General features: G+C 55.0%; 21 protein-coding genes, 4 pseudogenes and 1 riboswitch. Of the genes and pseudogenes, 7 read left to right on the forward strand and 18 right to left on the reverse strand.

Going from position 1 to position 17,069, the window contains the following annotated elements; all coding sequences use genetic code 11:
- Positions 1-152: 152 nt before the first annotated feature.
- Positions 153-279: pseudogene (locus tag ATY02_RS36690) on the reverse strand (hypothetical protein); the annotation flags it as partial.
- 286 nt (positions 280-565) lie between these two features.
- On the opposite strand from ATY02_RS36690, the gene ATY02_RS21185 reads away from it, so the two are divergent.
- The 5 genes and pseudogenes from ATY02_RS21185 to ATY02_RS36160 form a co-directional block, all read left to right on the forward strand.
- On the forward strand, positions 566-958 hold the full coding sequence (locus ATY02_RS21185; protein WP_048377478.1) for a hypothetical protein: 393 nt from the start codon (positions 566-568) through the stop codon (positions 956-958).
- A gap of 99 nt (positions 959-1,057) precedes the next feature.
- Positions 1,058-1,456, forward strand: coding sequence for a hypothetical protein (locus tag ATY02_RS21190; protein ID WP_048377479.1), 399 nt, complete (start codon positions 1,058-1,060; stop codon positions 1,454-1,456).
- A 124-nt stretch (positions 1,457-1,580) separates the two neighbouring features.
- The gene (locus ATY02_RS21195) at positions 1,581-1,832 is read left to right on the forward strand and encodes a DUF2933 domain-containing protein (protein WP_048377480.1); all 252 of its coding nucleotides are present in this window, start codon (positions 1,581-1,583) and stop codon (positions 1,830-1,832) included.
- 3 nt (positions 1,833-1,835) lie between these two features.
- Positions 1,836-2,018: pseudogene (locus ATY02_RS36380) on the forward strand (YHS domain-containing protein); the annotation flags it as partial.
- Between the two features lie 43 nt (positions 2,019-2,061).
- Positions 2,062-2,181: pseudogene (locus tag ATY02_RS36160) on the forward strand (LysR family transcriptional regulator); the annotation flags it as partial.
- Here ATY02_RS36160 and ATY02_RS21210 read toward each other — a convergent pair.
- The 15 genes and pseudogenes from ATY02_RS21210 to ATY02_RS36385 all read right to left on the reverse strand — a co-directional run.
- Positions 2,176-2,370, reverse strand: a pseudogene (locus tag ATY02_RS21210) (DUF190 domain-containing protein); the annotation flags it as partial. The pseudogenes ATY02_RS36160 and ATY02_RS21210 sit on opposite strands and share 6 nt — an antisense overlap.
- 10 nt (positions 2,371-2,380) lie before the next feature.
- The gene (crcB, locus tag ATY02_RS21215; protein WP_048377481.1) at positions 2,381-2,764 is read right to left on the reverse strand and encodes a fluoride efflux transporter CrcB; all 384 of its coding nucleotides are present in this window, start codon (positions 2,762-2,764) and stop codon (positions 2,381-2,383) included.
- A gap of 140 nt (positions 2,765-2,904) precedes the next feature.
- A riboswitch (Fluoride riboswitch) is annotated at positions 2,905-2,966 on the reverse strand.
- Between the two features lie 178 nt (positions 2,967-3,144).
- A complete protein-coding gene (locus ATY02_RS21220; RefSeq protein WP_048377482.1) occupies positions 3,145-3,600 on the reverse strand; it encodes a hypothetical protein in 456 nt (151 codons plus the stop codon).
- Between the two features lie 81 nt (positions 3,601-3,681).
- The gene (gene arsJ, locus ATY02_RS21225) at positions 3,682-4,902 is read right to left on the reverse strand and encodes an organoarsenical effux MFS transporter ArsJ (protein ID WP_048377483.1); all 1,221 of its coding nucleotides are present in this window, start codon (positions 4,900-4,902) and stop codon (positions 3,682-3,684) included.
- A gap of 9 nt (positions 4,903-4,911) precedes the next feature.
- The gene (locus ATY02_RS21230; protein ID WP_048377484.1) at positions 4,912-5,916 is read right to left on the reverse strand and encodes an ArsJ-associated glyceraldehyde-3-phosphate dehydrogenase; all 1,005 of its coding nucleotides are present in this window, start codon (positions 5,914-5,916) and stop codon (positions 4,912-4,914) included.
- 23 nt (positions 5,917-5,939) lie between these two features.
- Complete coding sequence (locus ATY02_RS21235) at positions 5,940-6,452, reverse strand: tyrosine-protein phosphatase (protein WP_048377485.1); 513 nt, start codon at positions 6,450-6,452, stop codon at positions 5,940-5,942.
- Between the two features lie 12 nt (positions 6,453-6,464).
- Positions 6,465-7,181, reverse strand: a complete 717-nt coding sequence (gene arsH, locus ATY02_RS21240; RefSeq protein WP_048377486.1) for an arsenical resistance protein ArsH — start codon at positions 7,179-7,181, stop codon at positions 6,465-6,467.
- Positions 7,174-8,247 carry an ACR3 family arsenite efflux transporter gene (gene arsB / locus ATY02_RS21245; RefSeq protein WP_048377487.1) on the reverse strand — a complete coding sequence of 358 codons (1,074 nt, stop codon included), beginning with the start codon at positions 8,245-8,247 and terminating at the stop codon, positions 7,174-7,176. Before arsB ends, arsH begins: the two co-directional genes overlap by 8 nt.
- Before the next feature lie 17 nt (positions 8,248-8,264).
- Positions 8,265-8,735, reverse strand: coding sequence for an arsenate reductase ArsC (locus ATY02_RS21250; protein ID WP_048377488.1), 471 nt, complete (start codon positions 8,733-8,735; stop codon positions 8,265-8,267).
- 27 nt (positions 8,736-8,762) lie between these two features.
- On the reverse strand, positions 8,763-9,134 hold the full coding sequence (locus ATY02_RS36165) for a metalloregulator ArsR/SmtB family transcription factor (RefSeq protein ID WP_010455862.1): 372 nt from the start codon (positions 9,132-9,134) through the stop codon (positions 8,763-8,765).
- 9 nt (positions 9,135-9,143) lie between these two features.
- Complete coding sequence (locus ATY02_RS36170) at positions 9,144-9,557, reverse strand: arsenate reductase ArsC (protein WP_046056646.1); 414 nt, start codon at positions 9,555-9,557, stop codon at positions 9,144-9,146.
- Between the two features lie 321 nt (positions 9,558-9,878).
- On the reverse strand, positions 9,879-11,234 hold the full coding sequence (locus tag ATY02_RS21260; protein WP_048377490.1) for an FAD-dependent oxidoreductase: 1,356 nt from the start codon (positions 11,232-11,234) through the stop codon (positions 9,879-9,881).
- 11 nt (positions 11,235-11,245) lie between these two features.
- Positions 11,246-11,749 (reverse strand): arsinothricin resistance N-acetyltransferase ArsN1 family A, encoded by a 504-nt coding sequence (locus ATY02_RS21265; RefSeq protein WP_048377491.1) that lies wholly within the window; start codon positions 11,747-11,749, stop codon positions 11,246-11,248.
- A 64-nt stretch (positions 11,750-11,813) separates the two neighbouring features.
- Positions 11,814-12,311: a MarR family winged helix-turn-helix transcriptional regulator gene (locus tag ATY02_RS21270; RefSeq protein WP_048377492.1), complete on the reverse strand. Its 498-nt coding sequence runs from the start codon at positions 12,309-12,311 to the stop codon at positions 11,814-11,816.
- Positions 12,312-12,316: 5 nt separating this feature from the next.
- On the reverse strand, positions 12,317-12,451 hold the full coding sequence (locus ATY02_RS36385; RefSeq protein WP_258558634.1) for a hypothetical protein: 135 nt from the start codon (positions 12,449-12,451) through the stop codon (positions 12,317-12,319).
- On the opposite strand from ATY02_RS36385, the gene ATY02_RS21275 reads away from it, so the two are divergent.
- Positions 12,450-13,652 carry an MFS transporter gene (locus tag ATY02_RS21275; RefSeq protein ID WP_048377493.1) on the forward strand — a complete coding sequence of 401 codons (1,203 nt, stop codon included), beginning with the start codon at positions 12,450-12,452 and terminating at the stop codon, positions 13,650-13,652. The genes ATY02_RS36385 and ATY02_RS21275 overlap by 2 nt on opposite strands.
- Positions 13,653-13,693: 41 nt before the next feature.
- Here the strand turns inward: ATY02_RS21275 and ATY02_RS21280 are convergent, their stop codons facing one another.
- The gene (locus ATY02_RS21280; protein WP_048377494.1) at positions 13,694-14,752 is read right to left on the reverse strand and encodes a flavin-containing monooxygenase; all 1,059 of its coding nucleotides are present in this window, start codon (positions 14,750-14,752) and stop codon (positions 13,694-13,696) included.
- A gap of 36 nt (positions 14,753-14,788) precedes the next feature.
- Complete coding sequence (locus tag ATY02_RS21285) at positions 14,789-15,139, reverse strand: ArsR/SmtB family transcription factor (protein WP_048377495.1); 351 nt, start codon at positions 15,137-15,139, stop codon at positions 14,789-14,791.
- 442 nt (positions 15,140-15,581) lie between these two features.
- Between ATY02_RS21285 and ATY02_RS21290 the strand changes: the two genes are divergently transcribed.
- Positions 15,582-17,036, forward strand: a complete 1,455-nt coding sequence (locus ATY02_RS21290; protein ID WP_164823703.1) for a tyrosine-type recombinase/integrase — start codon at positions 15,582-15,584, stop codon at positions 17,034-17,036.
- Positions 17,037-17,069: the final 33 nt, after the last annotated feature.

The raw sequence follows: 17,069 nt of genomic DNA on the forward strand, positions 1-17,069 counted from the left end.
TCGATGGTCCTGATCTGCTTCCTTGGTCTGATGACGGCATGCGGTGGTGGAGAGAAAGGCGCAACCTCCGAAAGCGCTGAGCACGGCCATTCACACGAGTAACACCCTAAAAAACAAGGCCGCAAATGCGGCCTTCGTTTCTACATTTATTCTTAACTCAACAACACCCTCCTCACCCGGTACTCTTCAACCTCTACAACCGTCATGCTCCACTCCTGCCACTTGAGCTTATCCCCAACTCATGACCAACCCCGCGAGCGTCTGATAGTCATCAGTTGAGGTCAGCTCAGATTATTTGATTCAAAAAGCAGCTTCAGTCACTGCGACCGCTTGCACTCAACTCACCATTAATAAAAAGGGCAATGAAGAGGCGGTGCCCCACAAGCTGCTAGTAAAGAACGGCAAAGAGGGGTAAACCTTTGAAAGGTCGACGTAGACCTTACAATTTGACCACACCACAAGAGCCGACACCCGGCTGCATAAATTGATGTGGATCAACCGTGGCACTTCGATGTGCTGTAATGTTGAAAAATCAAAACCCGCTAATCAGTACCGGAGATTCTCCATGTTCTGGTTTCGCCATCGTCAACCAACGTTCATACGCCTCGCCATCGTGCTGTGGGTGTTAGCGTTTGGTCTGGCAGCGACCCAGGGATGTCTGGTACAGCCCAGCCACAATCCGGCAACTCATGTCTCGCTGAACACCGCGCAAGATCACGATAGCCACGACACCCATGCCCTCGGTTGCCTTCAGCACTGCGCCGATGCGGCGATAGCTGTAAGTCCTTCGCTCCATCTTCAAATATTTAACCTGTCCAGTTGGACGTTTCTGTTCCTGATCCCGGCGTTGCTGATTTCGTATCCCGCCAACCCCTCCGCTTTTGCCTTTCTTGCATTACGGCGCCCTGTACCGGCCAGACCGCCTGCCCGCTTGATTTTCGTCCGTTCCAACGATTAATCCGACCTTCTGCGCGCCGATCTTCGGCGCACTGTCTGACTGCGCCAACCCGGTGCGGCTTGGTATTACCTGAGTTGTCCTCACCCTTTGGAGATTGCCATGCATGCCTCATTGAAATTTATCCTCGCCACCCTGCTCGTGAGCAGCCCACTCATGGCCTCGGCAGTCGATGAGCATCACCCGGAGCAGGCGCCGACCACGCCCGCCCAGACAAGCGAAGCAGCTACACCGATGCAAAACAATGTCATGACCGAGCAAATGCAAAAAATGCAGGCTGCACATGACAAGGCAGCCGCCGCCAAGACCCCTGCCGAGCGACACGCCGCCATGCAGGAGAGCATGAAGACGATGAAGGACAGCATGGCCATGATGCATAAGAACTGTCATGGCATGGGCATGGCCGGCAACAAAGACGGCATGGAGATGGGAATGATGAACATGATGATGAAAATGATGGATCAGCAATCGAGCATGATGAAGATGCCGATGAGCAAGTGACGCGTACAAGCCTGTAGGCAATGCAACGGCGGTTTTACCTTTGCCAATATGCCAAGGGTAAAACTGCCGCCCGTTGACCTATACGACGCATCACTAACAGCACTTCCCTCAGGAGTACAGAACCATGATGAATTCACCACATTCCGCTAACACCTCCCCAACATTTTGGAGGAGCAAACCCGGCATAGCACTCGGCATGCTGCTGGTGATCGTGCTGTTCTATCTGGCAAGAGAACACTACGGCCATATGCTGGGCTTACTGCCTTACATGATTTTGCTGTTGTGCCCGCTGATGCATTTTTTCGGGCACCACCACGGTGGTCACCGTCATCACGGCGAAACCTCAGCCTCAACCAAGGATGCGAACAGGAGTTAGCTCATGCCCACCCCTGAGCTTCGTTCAGAGCACGACCCATTACAGAAGTCTGAACCCCAACTCACCGGCTCCCATGATCCGGTATGTGGCATGACCGTCAGTAACGACAGCCAGTTCAGCACGGAATATGAGGGGCAAAACTACCGGTTCTGCAGCCAGAAATGCCAAACGACCATCAGGGCAGCGCCCAAGCGTTATCGAATATCTCAACTGAAAATCGAACAAGTCCAAATTCACCACGATGCTCGCGCTGGTTTCCGCCGGACTCGGCGTCGGGTTACTACCCGCCCATGCCGGGCGGGCGCTGCCCGCCAATGTCATTTTCAAACCCTTGGAACTGGGGAGTTGGTTGATCCGCCAGCTCAAAAAAGTGCGCGGAATGCAGCCTACCGGTGTGTCCAAAACCCTCGATACCCGTAGACAGGGTCGCACCACGCAGGCCCATTTCTTTGGCCAAATCAACAATCCATTCGCCGAGCATCTTCCCTTGATAGCGACGATTCTGTTGAGTAAAGAAAACCACTAGAAAACCTTTCATGTTCATCTCCTCAGCGCGTGCCAATCATTTGATAGGACAAAAGCCCGGCAGCGGTCATTACCAACGAGCCTACGACGTGTAATGAAATTGAGCCGAACGCCCAGAGCAGTCTGCCCTCCTGAATCAGGGCAACTGTTTCGGCTGAAAACGTGGAGATAGTAGTAAGCCCCCCACAGAACCCCGTGATGATCAGCAGGCGCCACTCAGGGCTTAGGGAGGGGGATGCGGCCAAGAATGCGAGGGCCAAGCCAATGATGTAGCCCCCGACCATGTTTGCCACCACAGTCCCAGGGGGAATTGTCGGGAACAACGCGTTTAGCTTTATACCTAGGAGCCAACGTAACCAGGCACCAAGCGATGCGCCGATAGCGATAACTAGTAGTGATTTCATCATGGTTGCATGTCTCCTCTGGGCTGATTTAGCCGAGGAGGTGCTGATAACCGCACAGTACGAGAGGGGGCTGATATGAGATTTGAAGTCACGATCCTGTCCTAAATTGGAGGACAGGGACACACCTACGCACCCTGTCCAGGGTTCACGTAGGCATCATCAGCACGAAGGCGGTTAAAGGAGGAATGCCATCTCCTGTTTTTATCCTATAGCAGCGGCGCTAAGACTTTCAAGCCACCAAATGTTGATAGGCACGTACTTTTCAAGACTAGCAGTTGTGACCAGGCGGTTATCGACTGAACAGGTTTCGCATCCACAACGCCGACCAGAATACCCCACGCCCCTCGCATTGCCGTTCAAGAAATGGATCGTTTTCCAATTGATCATTGAGTCGAGGCATCAATACAACCCGCTTTGGTGTATACACCCGACTGCTCCGGGACACCTTTGTTGACACTCGACAATGAGGCGTACAACTCGACCTGTGCCTGACAATTTCCTTTTCGGTTCAGGGTTATGCTGTGAGGCACTGGGCTTACCGAACAAGAGCCCTCTTGCTTGAGTACAAGGTACGCATGTTTTTCAATTGGGCTTAGCAGGCTCTGGGTGGAGAAGGAACACCCACTCAGAATCAGCTTTTCCCCTGAAATCTTGAAGGCAAGGGGCGCCTGATTCTGAGATTCGGAGGTGGTCCATTCACCTTCAGCCCAAGTCCCAACAACCGTTTTATCCATTTCAAACGATTGCTTAGGGGATGACTCTTTTTGATCGCAGCCACTGCCTAGCAACACTGCGAGCAAAACGGGTGAAACAGTTAAGACACTTGTGAACCGGTTCATGACTTGCCTCCAACACTTGCCTGCCTTACCTCAAATGCCTGGCTGCTGGTAGCGATTGGCTGCAAGCCTTTCAGAGCGGCTTCACATCGCCTCGGCATGCCTCGGTAACCCGATAGAAATCAGTGCTGCGAGCAGCACAAAGGCGCTCGATATCCACAAGCACGCGCCTAACCCATACACCTGATAAACCCAGCCGGAGAGTACCGTGCCGATCAACCGTCCCATGGCGTTGGACATGTAATAAAAACCCACATCCAGCGACACGCCATCTTCCTTGGCGTAGGACACGATCAGGTAGCTGTGCAACGACGAGTTCACCGCAAACAGAGCGCCAAAAACCATCAGTCCGCCGAGCAACACCACCTGTTGCGACAGCCCGGTGTTCAGAGCGAGAGCAATGGCCGCGGGCAGGCCCGCCAGTGCAAGTGCCCACAAAAACGCCGCACGACCATCCGGTACGTGCCCCCGTTTCTTTCCAGTGATGTTGGGCGCGAAGGACTGCACGATGCCGTAGCCAATCACCCAGACCGCCAGAAATCCACCGACCTTCCAGAAGTCCCAGCCGAAGACACTGCTCAGGTACACCGGCAAGGCCACTACAAACCAGACATCGCGGGCGCCGAACAGGAACATCCGCGCCGCTGAGAGGATATTGATCGCCCGGCTTTTGGACAGAATGTCGCGAAACTTTGGCTTGGCTTTGGCTTTGCCCAAGTCCTTCTTCAACAGAATCAAGCTGCTGATCCAGATCAGCGCCAAGACACCCGCCATGGCCAGCAAGGCGCCTTTGAAGCCGATGAGTGCCAGCAAGGCTCCGCCGAGAAAGAAGCCGACACCCTTGAGTGCGTTCTTCGAGCCGGTGAGGATCGCCACCCACTGGTAGAGCTTGCCCTGCTGCCCATCAGGGACCAGAAGCTTGATGGAGCTTTTGGCACTCATCTTGTTAAGGTCTTTGGCAATCCCCGACAGCGCCTGAGCGCCCATCACCCATGGGATGGTCAGCCAGGCTACCGGAACCGTCAGCATCAGCAGCGCCGCGACCTGGATGCCCAGCCCGATGTTCATGGTTCGGTTCAGCCCCAACCGAGCGCCTAGGTAGCCACCCACCAGGTTGGTGATCACGCCAAAGAGTTCGTAGAACAGAAACAACGCCGCGATTTGTAGTGGGCTGTAGCCCAACGCGTGAAAATGCAGCACCACCAACATGCGCAAGGCGCCGTCGGTGAGGGTGAATGCCCAGTAGTTGCCCGTCACGAGCAGGTACTGCCGCACTTCCGGAGCGAGGGCTGACAACGCTTTCATGACCGCTCCTTAGACTGCCAGACCAACCATTTTGGCCAGTTCGACGGTACGGTTGGCATAGCCCCACTCGTTGTCGTACCAGGCGTAAAGTTTGACCTGGGTGCCATTGATAACCATGGTCGACAGCGCATCGATGATCGATGAGCGCGGGTCAGTACGGTAGTCGATGGACACCAACGGACGCGTCTCGAAACCGAGGATGTCTTTCAGCTCGTTCTCGGCAGCGTGCTTGAGGAGTTGATTCACTTCTTCGACGGTCGTGGCGCGCTCGACCTCGAAGACACAGTCAGTCAGCGAAGCGTTGGCTAGCGGCACGCGTACGGCGTGACCATTCAGTCGTCCACGCAGCTCCGGGAAAATTTCGGCGATGGCGGTGGCCGAGCCGGTGCTGGTCGGAATCAAACTCATCCCCGAAGCACGCGCACGACGCAGATCCTTGTGCGGCTGATCGAGAATGCTTTGGGTGTTGGTCAGGTCGTGGATGGTGGTGATCGAACCGTGGCGAATGCCCAGCTTTTCGTGGATCACTTTCACCACTGGCGCCAGACAGTTTGTGGTGCAAGAAGCAGCGGTGACGATTCGATGTTCAGCCGGCTTGAACAGCTGATGGTTGACGCCCATGACGACGTTCAATGCCCCTTTTTCCTTCACCGGAGCGCAGACCACCACACGCTTCACGCCTTGGTCGAGGTAAGCCTGCAACACCGCCACGGTTTTCATCTTGCCGCTGGCCTCGATCACCAGATCGCAGCCCGACCAGTCGGTGTCCGCAATCGCTTTGTTCGCGGTGACCTTGATGCGCTTGCCGCCAATGACCACCTGATCGCCTTCAGCGCTGGCTTCGTTGTGCCAACGACCATGCACCGAGTCGAAATTGATCAGGTGCGCATGGGTTACTGCATCGCCTGCCGGATCGTTGATCTGCACGAACTCAAACTCCGGCCAGTTCCAGGCGGCTCGCAGAGCGAGGCGACCGATCCGGCCAAAACCATTGATGCCAACTTTGATAGTCATGTTGTTGTGCTCTGTATCTGTTGTCAGTGAGAGTTCGACTGAGTGTCGAACTGGCCGATGTATTCAATGTGGGCTGGATGCTGGATGGCCCGCGGACGCAACGACTGAACATCGCGGATGGCATCGCTGAATGGCACACCGCTTTCGATCAACAGTTGAGCCGCGATCAAACCGGTACGGCCCGAGCCGCCCTTGCAATGGATGGCAATGGTTTTCCCTTCGGTCAGCAACTGCTGGAGTCGCGGATGATGCTGTTCCCATGCGGCTTTGAATGCTTCGCCAGGCGCTTGATCGTCTTCTACTGGCAGGTGAAACCACTCGATGCCTAGCATTTGGCATTCTTCCGGCAGCAGGTCGATCTCGTTTTGAAGCAACTCTTCGGTCGGCATCAGCGTCAGCAAGGCCGAGGCCCCCGCTTCCTTGAGGGTTTGCAGCGCCTCGAAAGGCTTGGTGCCCTTCGTGCCTGGACACGGGGTGAAGATCAATTGACCATTGAACTGTGCCAGCGACAGTACGGAATATGGGTGTTGTTGCACGGCTAAAAATCCTCAGATGGAGCGCTGATTGACACGTTTCATAAGTTCTTCCGCCGACTCTTTGCGCTCGGAATAACGATCCACCAGATAGTCCTGGCGGTCGCGAAGCAGCAGCGTGAATTTCACCAACTCTTCCATCACATCAACGACACGGTCGTAGAACGGAGAAGGTTTCATCCGGCCGTTATCGTCGAACTCCATATAGGCCTTCGGCACGGAGGACTGGTTGGGGATGGTGAACATGCGCATCCAACGTCCCAGCACTCGCAGCTGATTGACCACGTTGAACGACTGCGAGCCACCGCATACCTGCATGACCGCGAGGGTTTTTCCCTGGGTCGGGCGTACCGCGCCCATCGCCAGTGGCACCCAATCAATCTGCGCTTTGAACACTGCGCTCATGGAACCGTGACGCTCTGGAGAGCACCAGACCTGCCCCTCGGACCACAGCATCAGCTCGCGCAGCACCTTCACACGTAGATGATCGTCGGGTGCGTCATCTGGCAGCGGCAAACCTGACGGATTGAAAATCCGCGCCTCGGCGCCGAAATGCTCCAGCAGTCGAGCCGCTTCCTCTACCAAAAGGCGACTGAAGGAGCGCTCACGGGTCGATCCGTACAGCAGCAAAATGCGCGGCTTGTGGATGGAGGTCTTTTCGATACCGAGTTTGTCTGTCGATGGGAGATCAACCAGTTCGGTATCGAGTTGGGGGATAGGGTCATCAAACATAGTCTTTGTCCTGCGCAATGGCGCTCTTGGATTCATCGAACCAGCGGCGTTTCAACCAAAGGGCCACACCGACCAGAGAAATAAGTACCGGTACTTCCACCAGCGGACCAATCACCGTGGCAAAAGCGACCGGAGAAGCCAGGCCGAAGGTGGCAATGGCCACGGCAATTGCCAGTTCGAAGTTGTTGCTCGCGGCTGTGAAAGCCAATGCGGTGGTGCGCGGGTAGTCAGCCTTGAGCAGCTTGCCCATCCAGAAGCTAATGAAAAACATCACCACGAAGTAGATCGTCAGAGGGATCGCGATGCGCAATACATCCAACGGCAATTGCAGCACCACATCCCCCTTGAGGCTGAACATGGCCACGATGGTCAACAGCAGCGCCACCAGCGTCAGCGGGCTGATCTTGGGAATGAAGCGTTCCTGGAACCAAGCCTCGCCTTTACGGGCGATGAGAATCTTGCGGGTAAGAAATCCCGCCAGGAACGGCACACCCAGATAGATCAGAACCGACTCGGCAATGGTGACAAAGCTGGTCTCGATCACACTGCCTTCCAGCCCGAACAGCGGCGGCAATAGCCCCAGAAAGATCCAGGCATACACGCTGAAAAACAGGATCTGGAAGATGCTGTTGAACGCCACCAATCCGGCGACGTACTGATTGTTGCCACCTGCGATCTGATTCCAGACCAGCACCATCGCGATGCAACGAGCCAAGCCGATCAGGATCAGGCCGGTCATGTATTCCGGCTGGTCCCGCAAGAAGATGATCGCCAGCGCGAACATCAACACCGGGCCGATGACCCAGTTCTGGACCAAGGACAAAACGAGGATGCGCTTGTCCTTGAAGACTTCCGGCAGCTCCTCATAACGAACCTTGGCCAGAGGCGGATACATCATCACGATCAAGCCAATAGCGATGGGTATGTTGGTTGTGCCCACGGAAAGACTGTTGAGCCACTGCGGCCTGCCTTCGAACAGGCTCCCCAAACCGATGCCCAAGGCCATGGCGAGAAAAATCCACAGGGTCAGGTATCGGTCCAGGAAGGAAAGGCGGCTTTTACTCATGATCATTGCTCCTGTGGTTACAGCGTGCTAATCAGGGCCAGCTCTGCCTTGAGCTGTTCGGCATTCAGTTGGGAATGCGGTAAAGCCAGGAAGGCTTCAATACGGGTTCTGATCTGCTCCAACGTGGCTTCAAAAGCCGCCTCGATCTCTGCTTGAGTTCCGTGGTATTCCGAAGGGTCAGCCAGCCCCCAGTGGGCCTTGGTGGCCGGTCCGAAAAATACCGGGCAGGCCTCACCGGCAGCCTTGTCGCACACCGTGATGACAAAATCGGGAGCCAGGTTCACATGGACATCGCTGGACTTACTGAACAATCCGTCTGTCGAAATAACTGCTTTCTCCAACGTTTTTAGACTCAGCGGATGCACTCCCCCTTTGGGCTGACTGCCAGCGCTGTAGGCTTTCATGCCTTCCGGTGCCAAGTGATTGAAAACCGCCTCACAAAGGATGCTGCGACAGCTATTGGCAGTGCAGAGGAACAGGATTTTCATCGAGCGATCTCGTAGTCGAAGGCGGAATCAGGCGATTTTGCTTTCACAGCACACGGCTGCCCGTTCAGGACGGTCACCCATTTCATCAAGGCGTTTGGCATCAGGGCTCAACCAGTGCTTGTTGCTTTCCAGCACGGTGGTCAGCACTTGATGAACCCAATCAGGGAGATTCGGGTGCAGTCGGTAATACACCCATTGGCCTTGCCGACGGTCCGACAACAGGCCGCAAGTACGCAGTTGCGCTAGGTGCCTGGAGATTTTCGGCTGACTCTCGTTCAACGCGCAGGTCAGCTCGCAAACACAAAGCTCTCCTTCACGGGTGATGAGCATCATCGTGCGGACCCGAGTGTCGTCAGCAAGGCATTTGAAAACAGTGGTCGGTGTCAGATGGTCAGCCATATCGTTTTCTCAGTGTTTGTTTTTGACCAAGACGAACATCTTGATGCGCTCATGAATTTCGTGAAGGGTGTGACGGAAGGCATCGGGTTTGGTGCTGGTGACCGGGTCTTCAAAACTCCAGGCCAATGCCTCACCCGCTCCAGGTAAAGACAGGCATTCCGCTGCGGCTTTATCACACAAGGTGATGACGTAATCGAAACGCTCACCACGGAATTCGTCTATCGACTTGCTACGTAATCCTTCGGTGCTCACACCGATGTGTGAAAGCGCCTCGAAGGTGCGCGGATCTACCTGAGTTGGAGTTGTGCCGGCGCTGAACGCCTCGAAATGCTCCGAATCGGTATGCCTCAGCAACGCTTGGGCCAACTGGGAGCGTGCAGCGTTGGCAGTACAGACGAACAGGACACGGGCTTTGCTGGTCATTGTGAAGCCTCAGCTCATATGCGGTTTAACGAATATATGTTTTTCCGCATGCAAGGTAAAGAGTCAACGACCCATTAATCCATCAAAACGATTGGACTCCGCCGAGCACCTTCAATGAAAGCTGTGTATTAAGGCGCTAGCCAGCCTTCCGTGTCTCTTCAAATATCTGCGGCGGTGCATATATGGTTTCTGTAATGAATCTGTTACTCACCCAGAAATAGGTCGCTCCTTGGTTCAAGGACTACCTGGACGTGCAAAAGAAAATAAGAAGGTCGCCCCTAACCCGCCCCGGTCATCGAGGGCGGGTTCGGTTACTGCGCACTAGGCTTTGCAACAACCCGGCGAGGTACGAGGCGCGGCCTCAAGGATTGTCTCTCCGGTGCCACAACAAGACGTCTGACTTGCCGAAGCCTTCAAGCGATCATCGACTTCATCGAAATCCGAGTTGCAAATGCCCGTTTCCGGGAGGATCAGCTCAACCCTTTTGGCCGCATCCCAATCACCCGCCAGCGCCGCGACGACAGAGCGAACTTGCTCATACCCAGTCATCAACAAGAACGTAGGCGCCCGACCATAGCTCTTCATCCCAACAATGAACAAACCTTCCTCAGGATGGGCAAGTTCTATCGCGCCATGAGGTCTGACCGTACCGCAGCTGTGCTCGTTGGGATCGATCATTGGAGCGAGCAACACTGCGCTTTGAGTTGCGGGATCAAGTGCGATACGCAACTCGGCGAGCAGGCTCATGTCAGGTCGGAATCCGGTCGCCACAATGATTTGGTCCACAGGTGGAAGTATCTGGTCTCCCGCCTTCACAACCAACCCTTGGCCATTGCCTACAACCTGATCAATAGCGACGTTTTTGAACAGCTCGATCACGCCGTCATTCAGCAATTGGCGAATCTTCAGGCCGAGCTTTCCGCGCTCTTCCAATTGATCATTCGCACCACCACCCAGAATGCGCTCAAGAGAATTACCCCGGATCGCCCATAGCACTTTGGTTTGCGGTGCCTCCTGAATCAGACGCACCAGATCCTGTAGGGCGTTAAACGCGGAGTGACCACCACCCACCACCAGCACTCTTTTGTTGGCATAGCGATTCCGCGCACGACCCAGCACCTCCGGAATGCCGTACGCAATGTGCGCTGCATGCTCGATCTCGCCCAATGCAGGGATGCCATGGGCGCCCATCCAGTTTGGTGTCAGGTAGGTGCCCGAGGCATCAATGACAGCACTGGCAAGCACATCCTGTTCACCCGCCGGCCCTGCGACACGCAGTAAAAAAGGAGCTGCCGATCTGCCCTGGGTCTTCATCACATCCTGACCGACGCGAGTGGCTGCCAGAACACGGGTATTGAACTGCAAGTGACGCTTGATCTGTTCGAGGTCGGCGAAAGGTCGAACAAACCGGTCCAGCAGTTCACGACCCGTTGGATACTCGTTCTCCGGTGGTGGAGTCCAACCATCGGCCAGCAGAAGATTGGCCGCCTCCTTGTCCACATTGAACTGCCACGGAGAGAACATCTTCACATGCGCCCATTCTTCAATGCTGGCCCCAGCCTCCGGACCAGCTTCCAGGATCAGCGGAGTGATACCTCTGGCCAGCAGGTGAGCGGCTGTGGCGAGGCCCACTGGGCCTGCACCGATTATGGCGACGGGAAGGTGAGTGTTATCCATGATCGACTCCTTCAGGTTGGCTGATTGTTCGCGAACAGGCGCTCGACAATCGCGCAGTCGAGCCAACGTCCTTCTAGGCAGGCGTGTTTTTCATATACCCCCACTTGGCGGAAACCGCAGGCTTCGCACAATGCGAGGCTGGAGTGATTGAAGGTAAAAATGCGTGAAAGGACTTTCCAGAATCCGCGAGCTTCGGCTTCTTTCAGCAGTGCCTGAAGTAACTGTTTGCCTAGCCCCTGGCCGCGAACACTGCGATCTAGGTAAATGGAAAAATCCGCAATGCCGTCGTAACAGGCACGAGCGCGATAACTACTGAGTCCTGCCCATCCAACAACCTGATCCGTCTCATCGACCATGACCAACACTGGATAGCGCTCCATTGATTTGATGCGATCAAGCATGTCTGCCGGGCTTCGAGGAGTCGTTTCAAACGTAGAGCTACGCTCCTCGATCCCCTGGTTGTAGATGGCGGCTATTGAAACAGTGTCTTTAGTTTCAGCTAAACGAACTCGCATTGTTGGAGCCCCATTACGTTGGTAGTAACAACATTATTGGCAAAAAAAGGGAAGTTCTTCCCTTTCATTCCTTGCTCTTCACGGCTGGGCAGCACTCATTCACGAGCCCGCAGCGAATCTCCGTGGCCCGCGTAATCTGTCTGAGTAAACTCAGCGCTCCCTGCCTAGCCTCAGCTGAGAGGTTCTCGATCATCGCTCGCTCCTCTGCAATCAGGTCAGCTCTGATTTTCGCGTATAGCTCACGCCCAGCATCCGTTGCCTGGATTCGTACTGCACGCCGATCTTCATCATCCTCAACACGTGACACATACCCCTTGCGTTCCAGGGTATCGATCACTCGACTCGCCGTGCTCTTGTCCAAGAACATTTCTTCGGCCAAAACCTGAAGGCGCAGTGCGCCCCTTTTGACCAGCGTCTCGACGGCATAGCATTGGGTGACCGATACGTCGTAACAGCAAATCCGATCACGATCACGGAACTGATGGACGCGAACCAACTGATTCAACGCTTCGTATAGGTCCTCGGAATCCTGAGTCAACTGATCGTTTTTACGCTTCGTCATAACCGTCACAAATTAGTTGTTAGCTGCAACAATAATCCTGGTATCCCGAAAGCGTCAACACCGATCTCTCGGTTGACGATAACCAAAGGAAGGCGATAGCTTGTTGTTACTGACAACAAAAAAATGAGCACGTCGGTCATGACACTTCCAGAACAGATCCATCCCCCGATCAATCGCTCCAGACTCGTATGGGCGATGGGTTTTACTCAAATTCTCGCCTGGGGTTCGACCTACTACTTGCCCGCAGTGCTTGCGTCTCCGATAGCCAAAGAGACGGGATGGTCCATCACCAATGTGGTGGGCGGTCTGTCCTGGGGACTTTTGGTAGCGGGAGCCTCCTCGCCGGCCGTTGGTCGTCAGATTGACCGCCACGGCGGACGCTCTGTCCTAGCGGCCAGTTCACTGCTGCTGGCTCTCGGCATGCTACTAATGGGACTGGCGGGCAACGTTGCCACTTACTATGTCGCCTGGACGTTGATCGGTGTTGCCATGGCGGCGGGTTTATACGACGCAGCCTTCTCAACCCTGGGACGACTGTTCGGCGAAGGGGCTCGAACGTCAATTACCGGGCTGACCTTGTTAGGTGGGTTCGCCAGTACCATAGGTTGGCCGGTGATCGCAGGACTGGAAAGTTGGATCGGCTGGAGAAACGCCTGCTTTGTTCTCGCGGCTGCTCATCTCTTGATTGGGCTACCCATCCACTCGCTGTTGATTCCTGGAAGCACAAAACAACCACCCCACCCCGTCATAACAGAATCACCCAGCGCGTCCGAGCTTCACCCCAAGACCACCAATTATCTATTCTTATTGATTGGCGCCATGCTGACGGTTCTAGCGCTGGTCGTATCAGGTATCTCAGTACACCTGCTTAATGTCCTCAAGCAGCTGGGAATCGCGACCGCTGTGGCCTTGGCCATCGGCATGGTGATTGGTCCCTCGCAAGTCTTGGCACGGGTGGCAGAGTTTTCCATAGGCAGAAATCTCCACCCGACCTGGTCAGCGCGGGTCGGTGTGTTTCTATGCCTGGTCGGGTTGGGATTATTGATCTCAGGGATGCCCTGGATGGCCTTCGTGGCGATCGCACTCTACGGCGCAGGCAACGGCATCCTAACGATCGCTCGCGGCACCCTCCCCTTGGCGCTGTTTGCCCCGCAAGGCTACGGAGCGAGAATGGGGCTTCTCGCCAGGCCGGTACTCGTGGCCCAGGCCGGCGGCCCGATAGCCGCCGCATTTGTTTTGCAGAACTTTGGAGCCTCGGCACTGCTTGTCGTTATGTGCGGTTTGGTTTTGCTGTGCTTCATCGCCAGCTGGCGCCTTCCAACGACTCGACGCACTGACTAAACGTTGCTGCGGTTGAGATTCGTCAACTGCCAAGTTGTCTTCTAAACAGGCATACCGCGGACAAATCGCATCAAGCTGGGCATGATGTAAGACGCATCCTGGCCGACACCTCTGAGGGTCGCTGAAGCAAAGTTCCGTTGCTTCGGCAGACCGACAAAATACAGCCCAGGTAGGTGCTCGGCCTGCCCGTTACGATGAGCCCAATATTCATCGCCTGGGCATTCCAACCCGCTCAAAAATTCCAAGTTCGGGCGAAATCCGGTAGCAAACACCAGGCTATCGGCTTCAGTGTGCTGCCCATCAGCCCAGATCACGCCGGTTGGTGTTATCGCCTCGAACATCGGCTTACGCTCGAACAACTTTTTCTTAAGGGCTCGACGATAGATCCCGTCATCAAGCACCGGCGTACTTTGGTCATTCAACCAACGGGTCTTTTCCAACCCCGACCATTTCAACCACGCATGAAAATCCAGACCCAGTATCTTTTGTGGAAAAAACCGGATTGGCTCCCTGCTTGCCAGCACGACTTTGCTCACATGGGCCAGTTCATAAGCAATTTGAACAGCCGAGTTCGCAGCACCGACCACAACCACTCGTTGATCACCAAAGCCTTCGGCATTTCGATATTCCGCGCTGTGCAAACTGCGCCCGAGAAAGCCCTGAAGCCCTTGAATATCTGGAATGAACGGCTGATTGAATCCCCCCGTACACACGACCAGCGCCCTGGAGCAGAAAATTTCTCCATCGTCCGTTTGAAGCTGAAACAGCCCGCGCGCTCTTCGTACATGCTGCACGCGGGTGTACTGACGAACTGGCAATCTGAATGCCTTTGCATAGTCTTCCAGATAGCGTACGACATCATCACGAAGCGGGTAATGATCAGGTTCTGCCGGGAAGCGCATGCCTGGCAATGACGAGTAAGCAGCTGGAGAAAAAAGCTTCAGACTGTCGTAGTAATTGCGCCAATTCCCTCCCGGTGACCGCTCAGCATCCAAAATCAGGAACCTAAGGTTTTGCTGCTGTAAGTGCCAACCGCACGCTAATCCTGCCTGGCCTGCACCGATCACAATGACATCCAAGATTTCATTTATTACATTCATATATGCACACTCATGCACACTACAGAGCAAAAAAAACTATCCGGACGTACCTGGGCAGCAGAATGGGGCGAGGCTTTTCATATGCTGAAGAATGGCTTCGAGGCGTGTCACCACTGCCGGACCATCCACCTCGTAGAACATCTGCCTGCTGACCTTGGTACCGCGGACGATACCTGCCTCTAACAGTACTTGCAGATGCCGGGAAACAACTGAGCGTTCCTGGGGCAGTGCTTCCGCAATCTCTCCGATGTCGGCGCGCCCCAGTTGCATCACGCGCTTGAGCACAGCTACACGCGAAGGCTCGCAAAGCGCCTTGAAGAAAGCGCCATCGAGAGACTCGATTGCAGCGTCAATTGCGCGGGTTCGGTTAAGGATTCGATTAGTCATGCAACCGACTATATGTGCATATCCATGCACACGTCAACACTCTGCAATTGCACCTCTCCTAAGGCTAAAAGCTGTGCCGTGAAGGTAACCAACTCACCGAGAAAGCCAACAATTTAGGGTGTAACCCCAGGTGGTGTTGGTAAAGATTCCACCGAGAGCCAGTCGTTTTGTAGGGGTAAAAACGCTCGAAAATAAAAAGGGGTCGCGAGATAAAGTCTCGCAACCCCTTGATTTATATGGTCGGGACGGAGTGATTCGAACACTCGACCCCTAGCACCCCATCTCCTTTTTCATACTTCTTGAAAGCTTCCAAAGTTTTACTCTGGATTTTTCCAAGCTAGTATTTGCTTGAGCTCCAGCGGTGTTCTGCTCTACGAGAGTCCAGTAACGTCCATCAAGAGCCGACGTTTTTGTGGGGGTAAAAGTAGGGGGAGTCCGTTTTATGGCTAAAATTACCATTAAAGAACTCGAAGCACTGACCGCCAATGATGCCGGTCGCATCCTCCGCGAGGATGGTAATCTCGCCGGTCGAATCTCAGTCCGTAAGGACGGCGTATCGGTCAGCTTTTTCTATCGCTATCGGTGGGGCGACCAGAACAAAGAATACTCCTGCGGGTCCTGGCCGCGCAAATCCCTGACGGACATCCGCAAGACACGCAACCAAGCCCGGACGCTCATTGATGAGCAGATCAATCCCAACGAGCACAAGAAAACCGCCAAGGCACAGGCCTACGCCGCGGCTAACGTAGAGGCCGAACAAGTAAAAACGACGAAGGTGCAAACGCTGACCGTCCAGGATCTGGCCAAGGCCTGGCTGTTGGATGGCGTGGCGCGTAAAGACAGCAATGCCGAGTTGAAACGACGCTTTAACAAGGACCTTTTGCCAGCACTTGGCAAGACAGCGGTGAACAATGTTTCCGAACACGATGTTCGGGCGCTGATCCGGGCCGTGGTCAACCGCGGCGCTCACCGGCAGGCCATCAGCTTCTTCGCCGACCTCACCCAGATGTTCAGCTGGGCTAGAAAGCGCCAACCTTGGCGGGCGTTACTGGTTGAGGGTGATCCGACTGAACTGGTCGACATCTCCCCATTGATCCCTGTCGACTACGAAGCTGAAAGAAGCCGCATCCTTTCCCCGACTGAGCTGTTGGAATTGCACAACCGCTTCCAGCAAATGACCGCCGATTACGACGCCCTCCCCGCGGGCCAAAAATACGACGGTATTCGGCCGCTAAAGAAGGAAACGCAGCTCGCGCTCTGGATCAGCCTGGGCACCTTGTGCCGGATTGGCGAGTTGCTACAGGCCGAATGGAAAAATGTCGATCTGGACCAGCAGACCTGGTTCCTCCCCAGTGAAAACGTCAAGGGCACCCGGGGCAAGAAGCAGGACCACCATGTCTTCCTCTCCCCCTTTGCCCTGCATTTCTTTCAGGAACTCAAAACCCTGACGGGAGATTCACAGTGGTGTTTTCCCAACAAGCAGGATGAAGGGCATGTGGACGTGAAAGTGGTGAGCAAGCAGGTCGGTGACCGCCAGGCTCGCTTCAAAAACCGCAAGGCCCTCTCTAGACGGCGTCATGACAATACCCTGGTCCTGGCCGACGGCCAGAACGGCGACTGGACGCCGCACGACCTGCGCCGTACGGGCGCAACCATGATGCAGGCTTTGGGGGTCAGCCTGGACGTCATCGATCGCTGCCAAAACCATGTGCTGGCCGGTTCTCGGGTGAGACGCCACTACCTGCATCACGACTATGCCGAAGAGAAGAAACGTGCCTGGAATCTGCTGGGCGATCGACTCAGTGCTGTGTTGTCCTCCACCTACGAGCACTCACCGGCGGAGTCGATGATTTCTTTCCCAGCCTATACCGCGACTGGATTGCTACCGACTTCATAAGTCGGCATCTTCAGTACTGAGTACTCATAGTTT

The organism is Pseudomonas sp. BIOMIG1BAC (assembly GCF_001705995.2).
GTDB lineage: Bacteria > Pseudomonadota > Gammaproteobacteria > Pseudomonadales > Pseudomonadaceae > Aquipseudomonas > Aquipseudomonas sessilinigenes.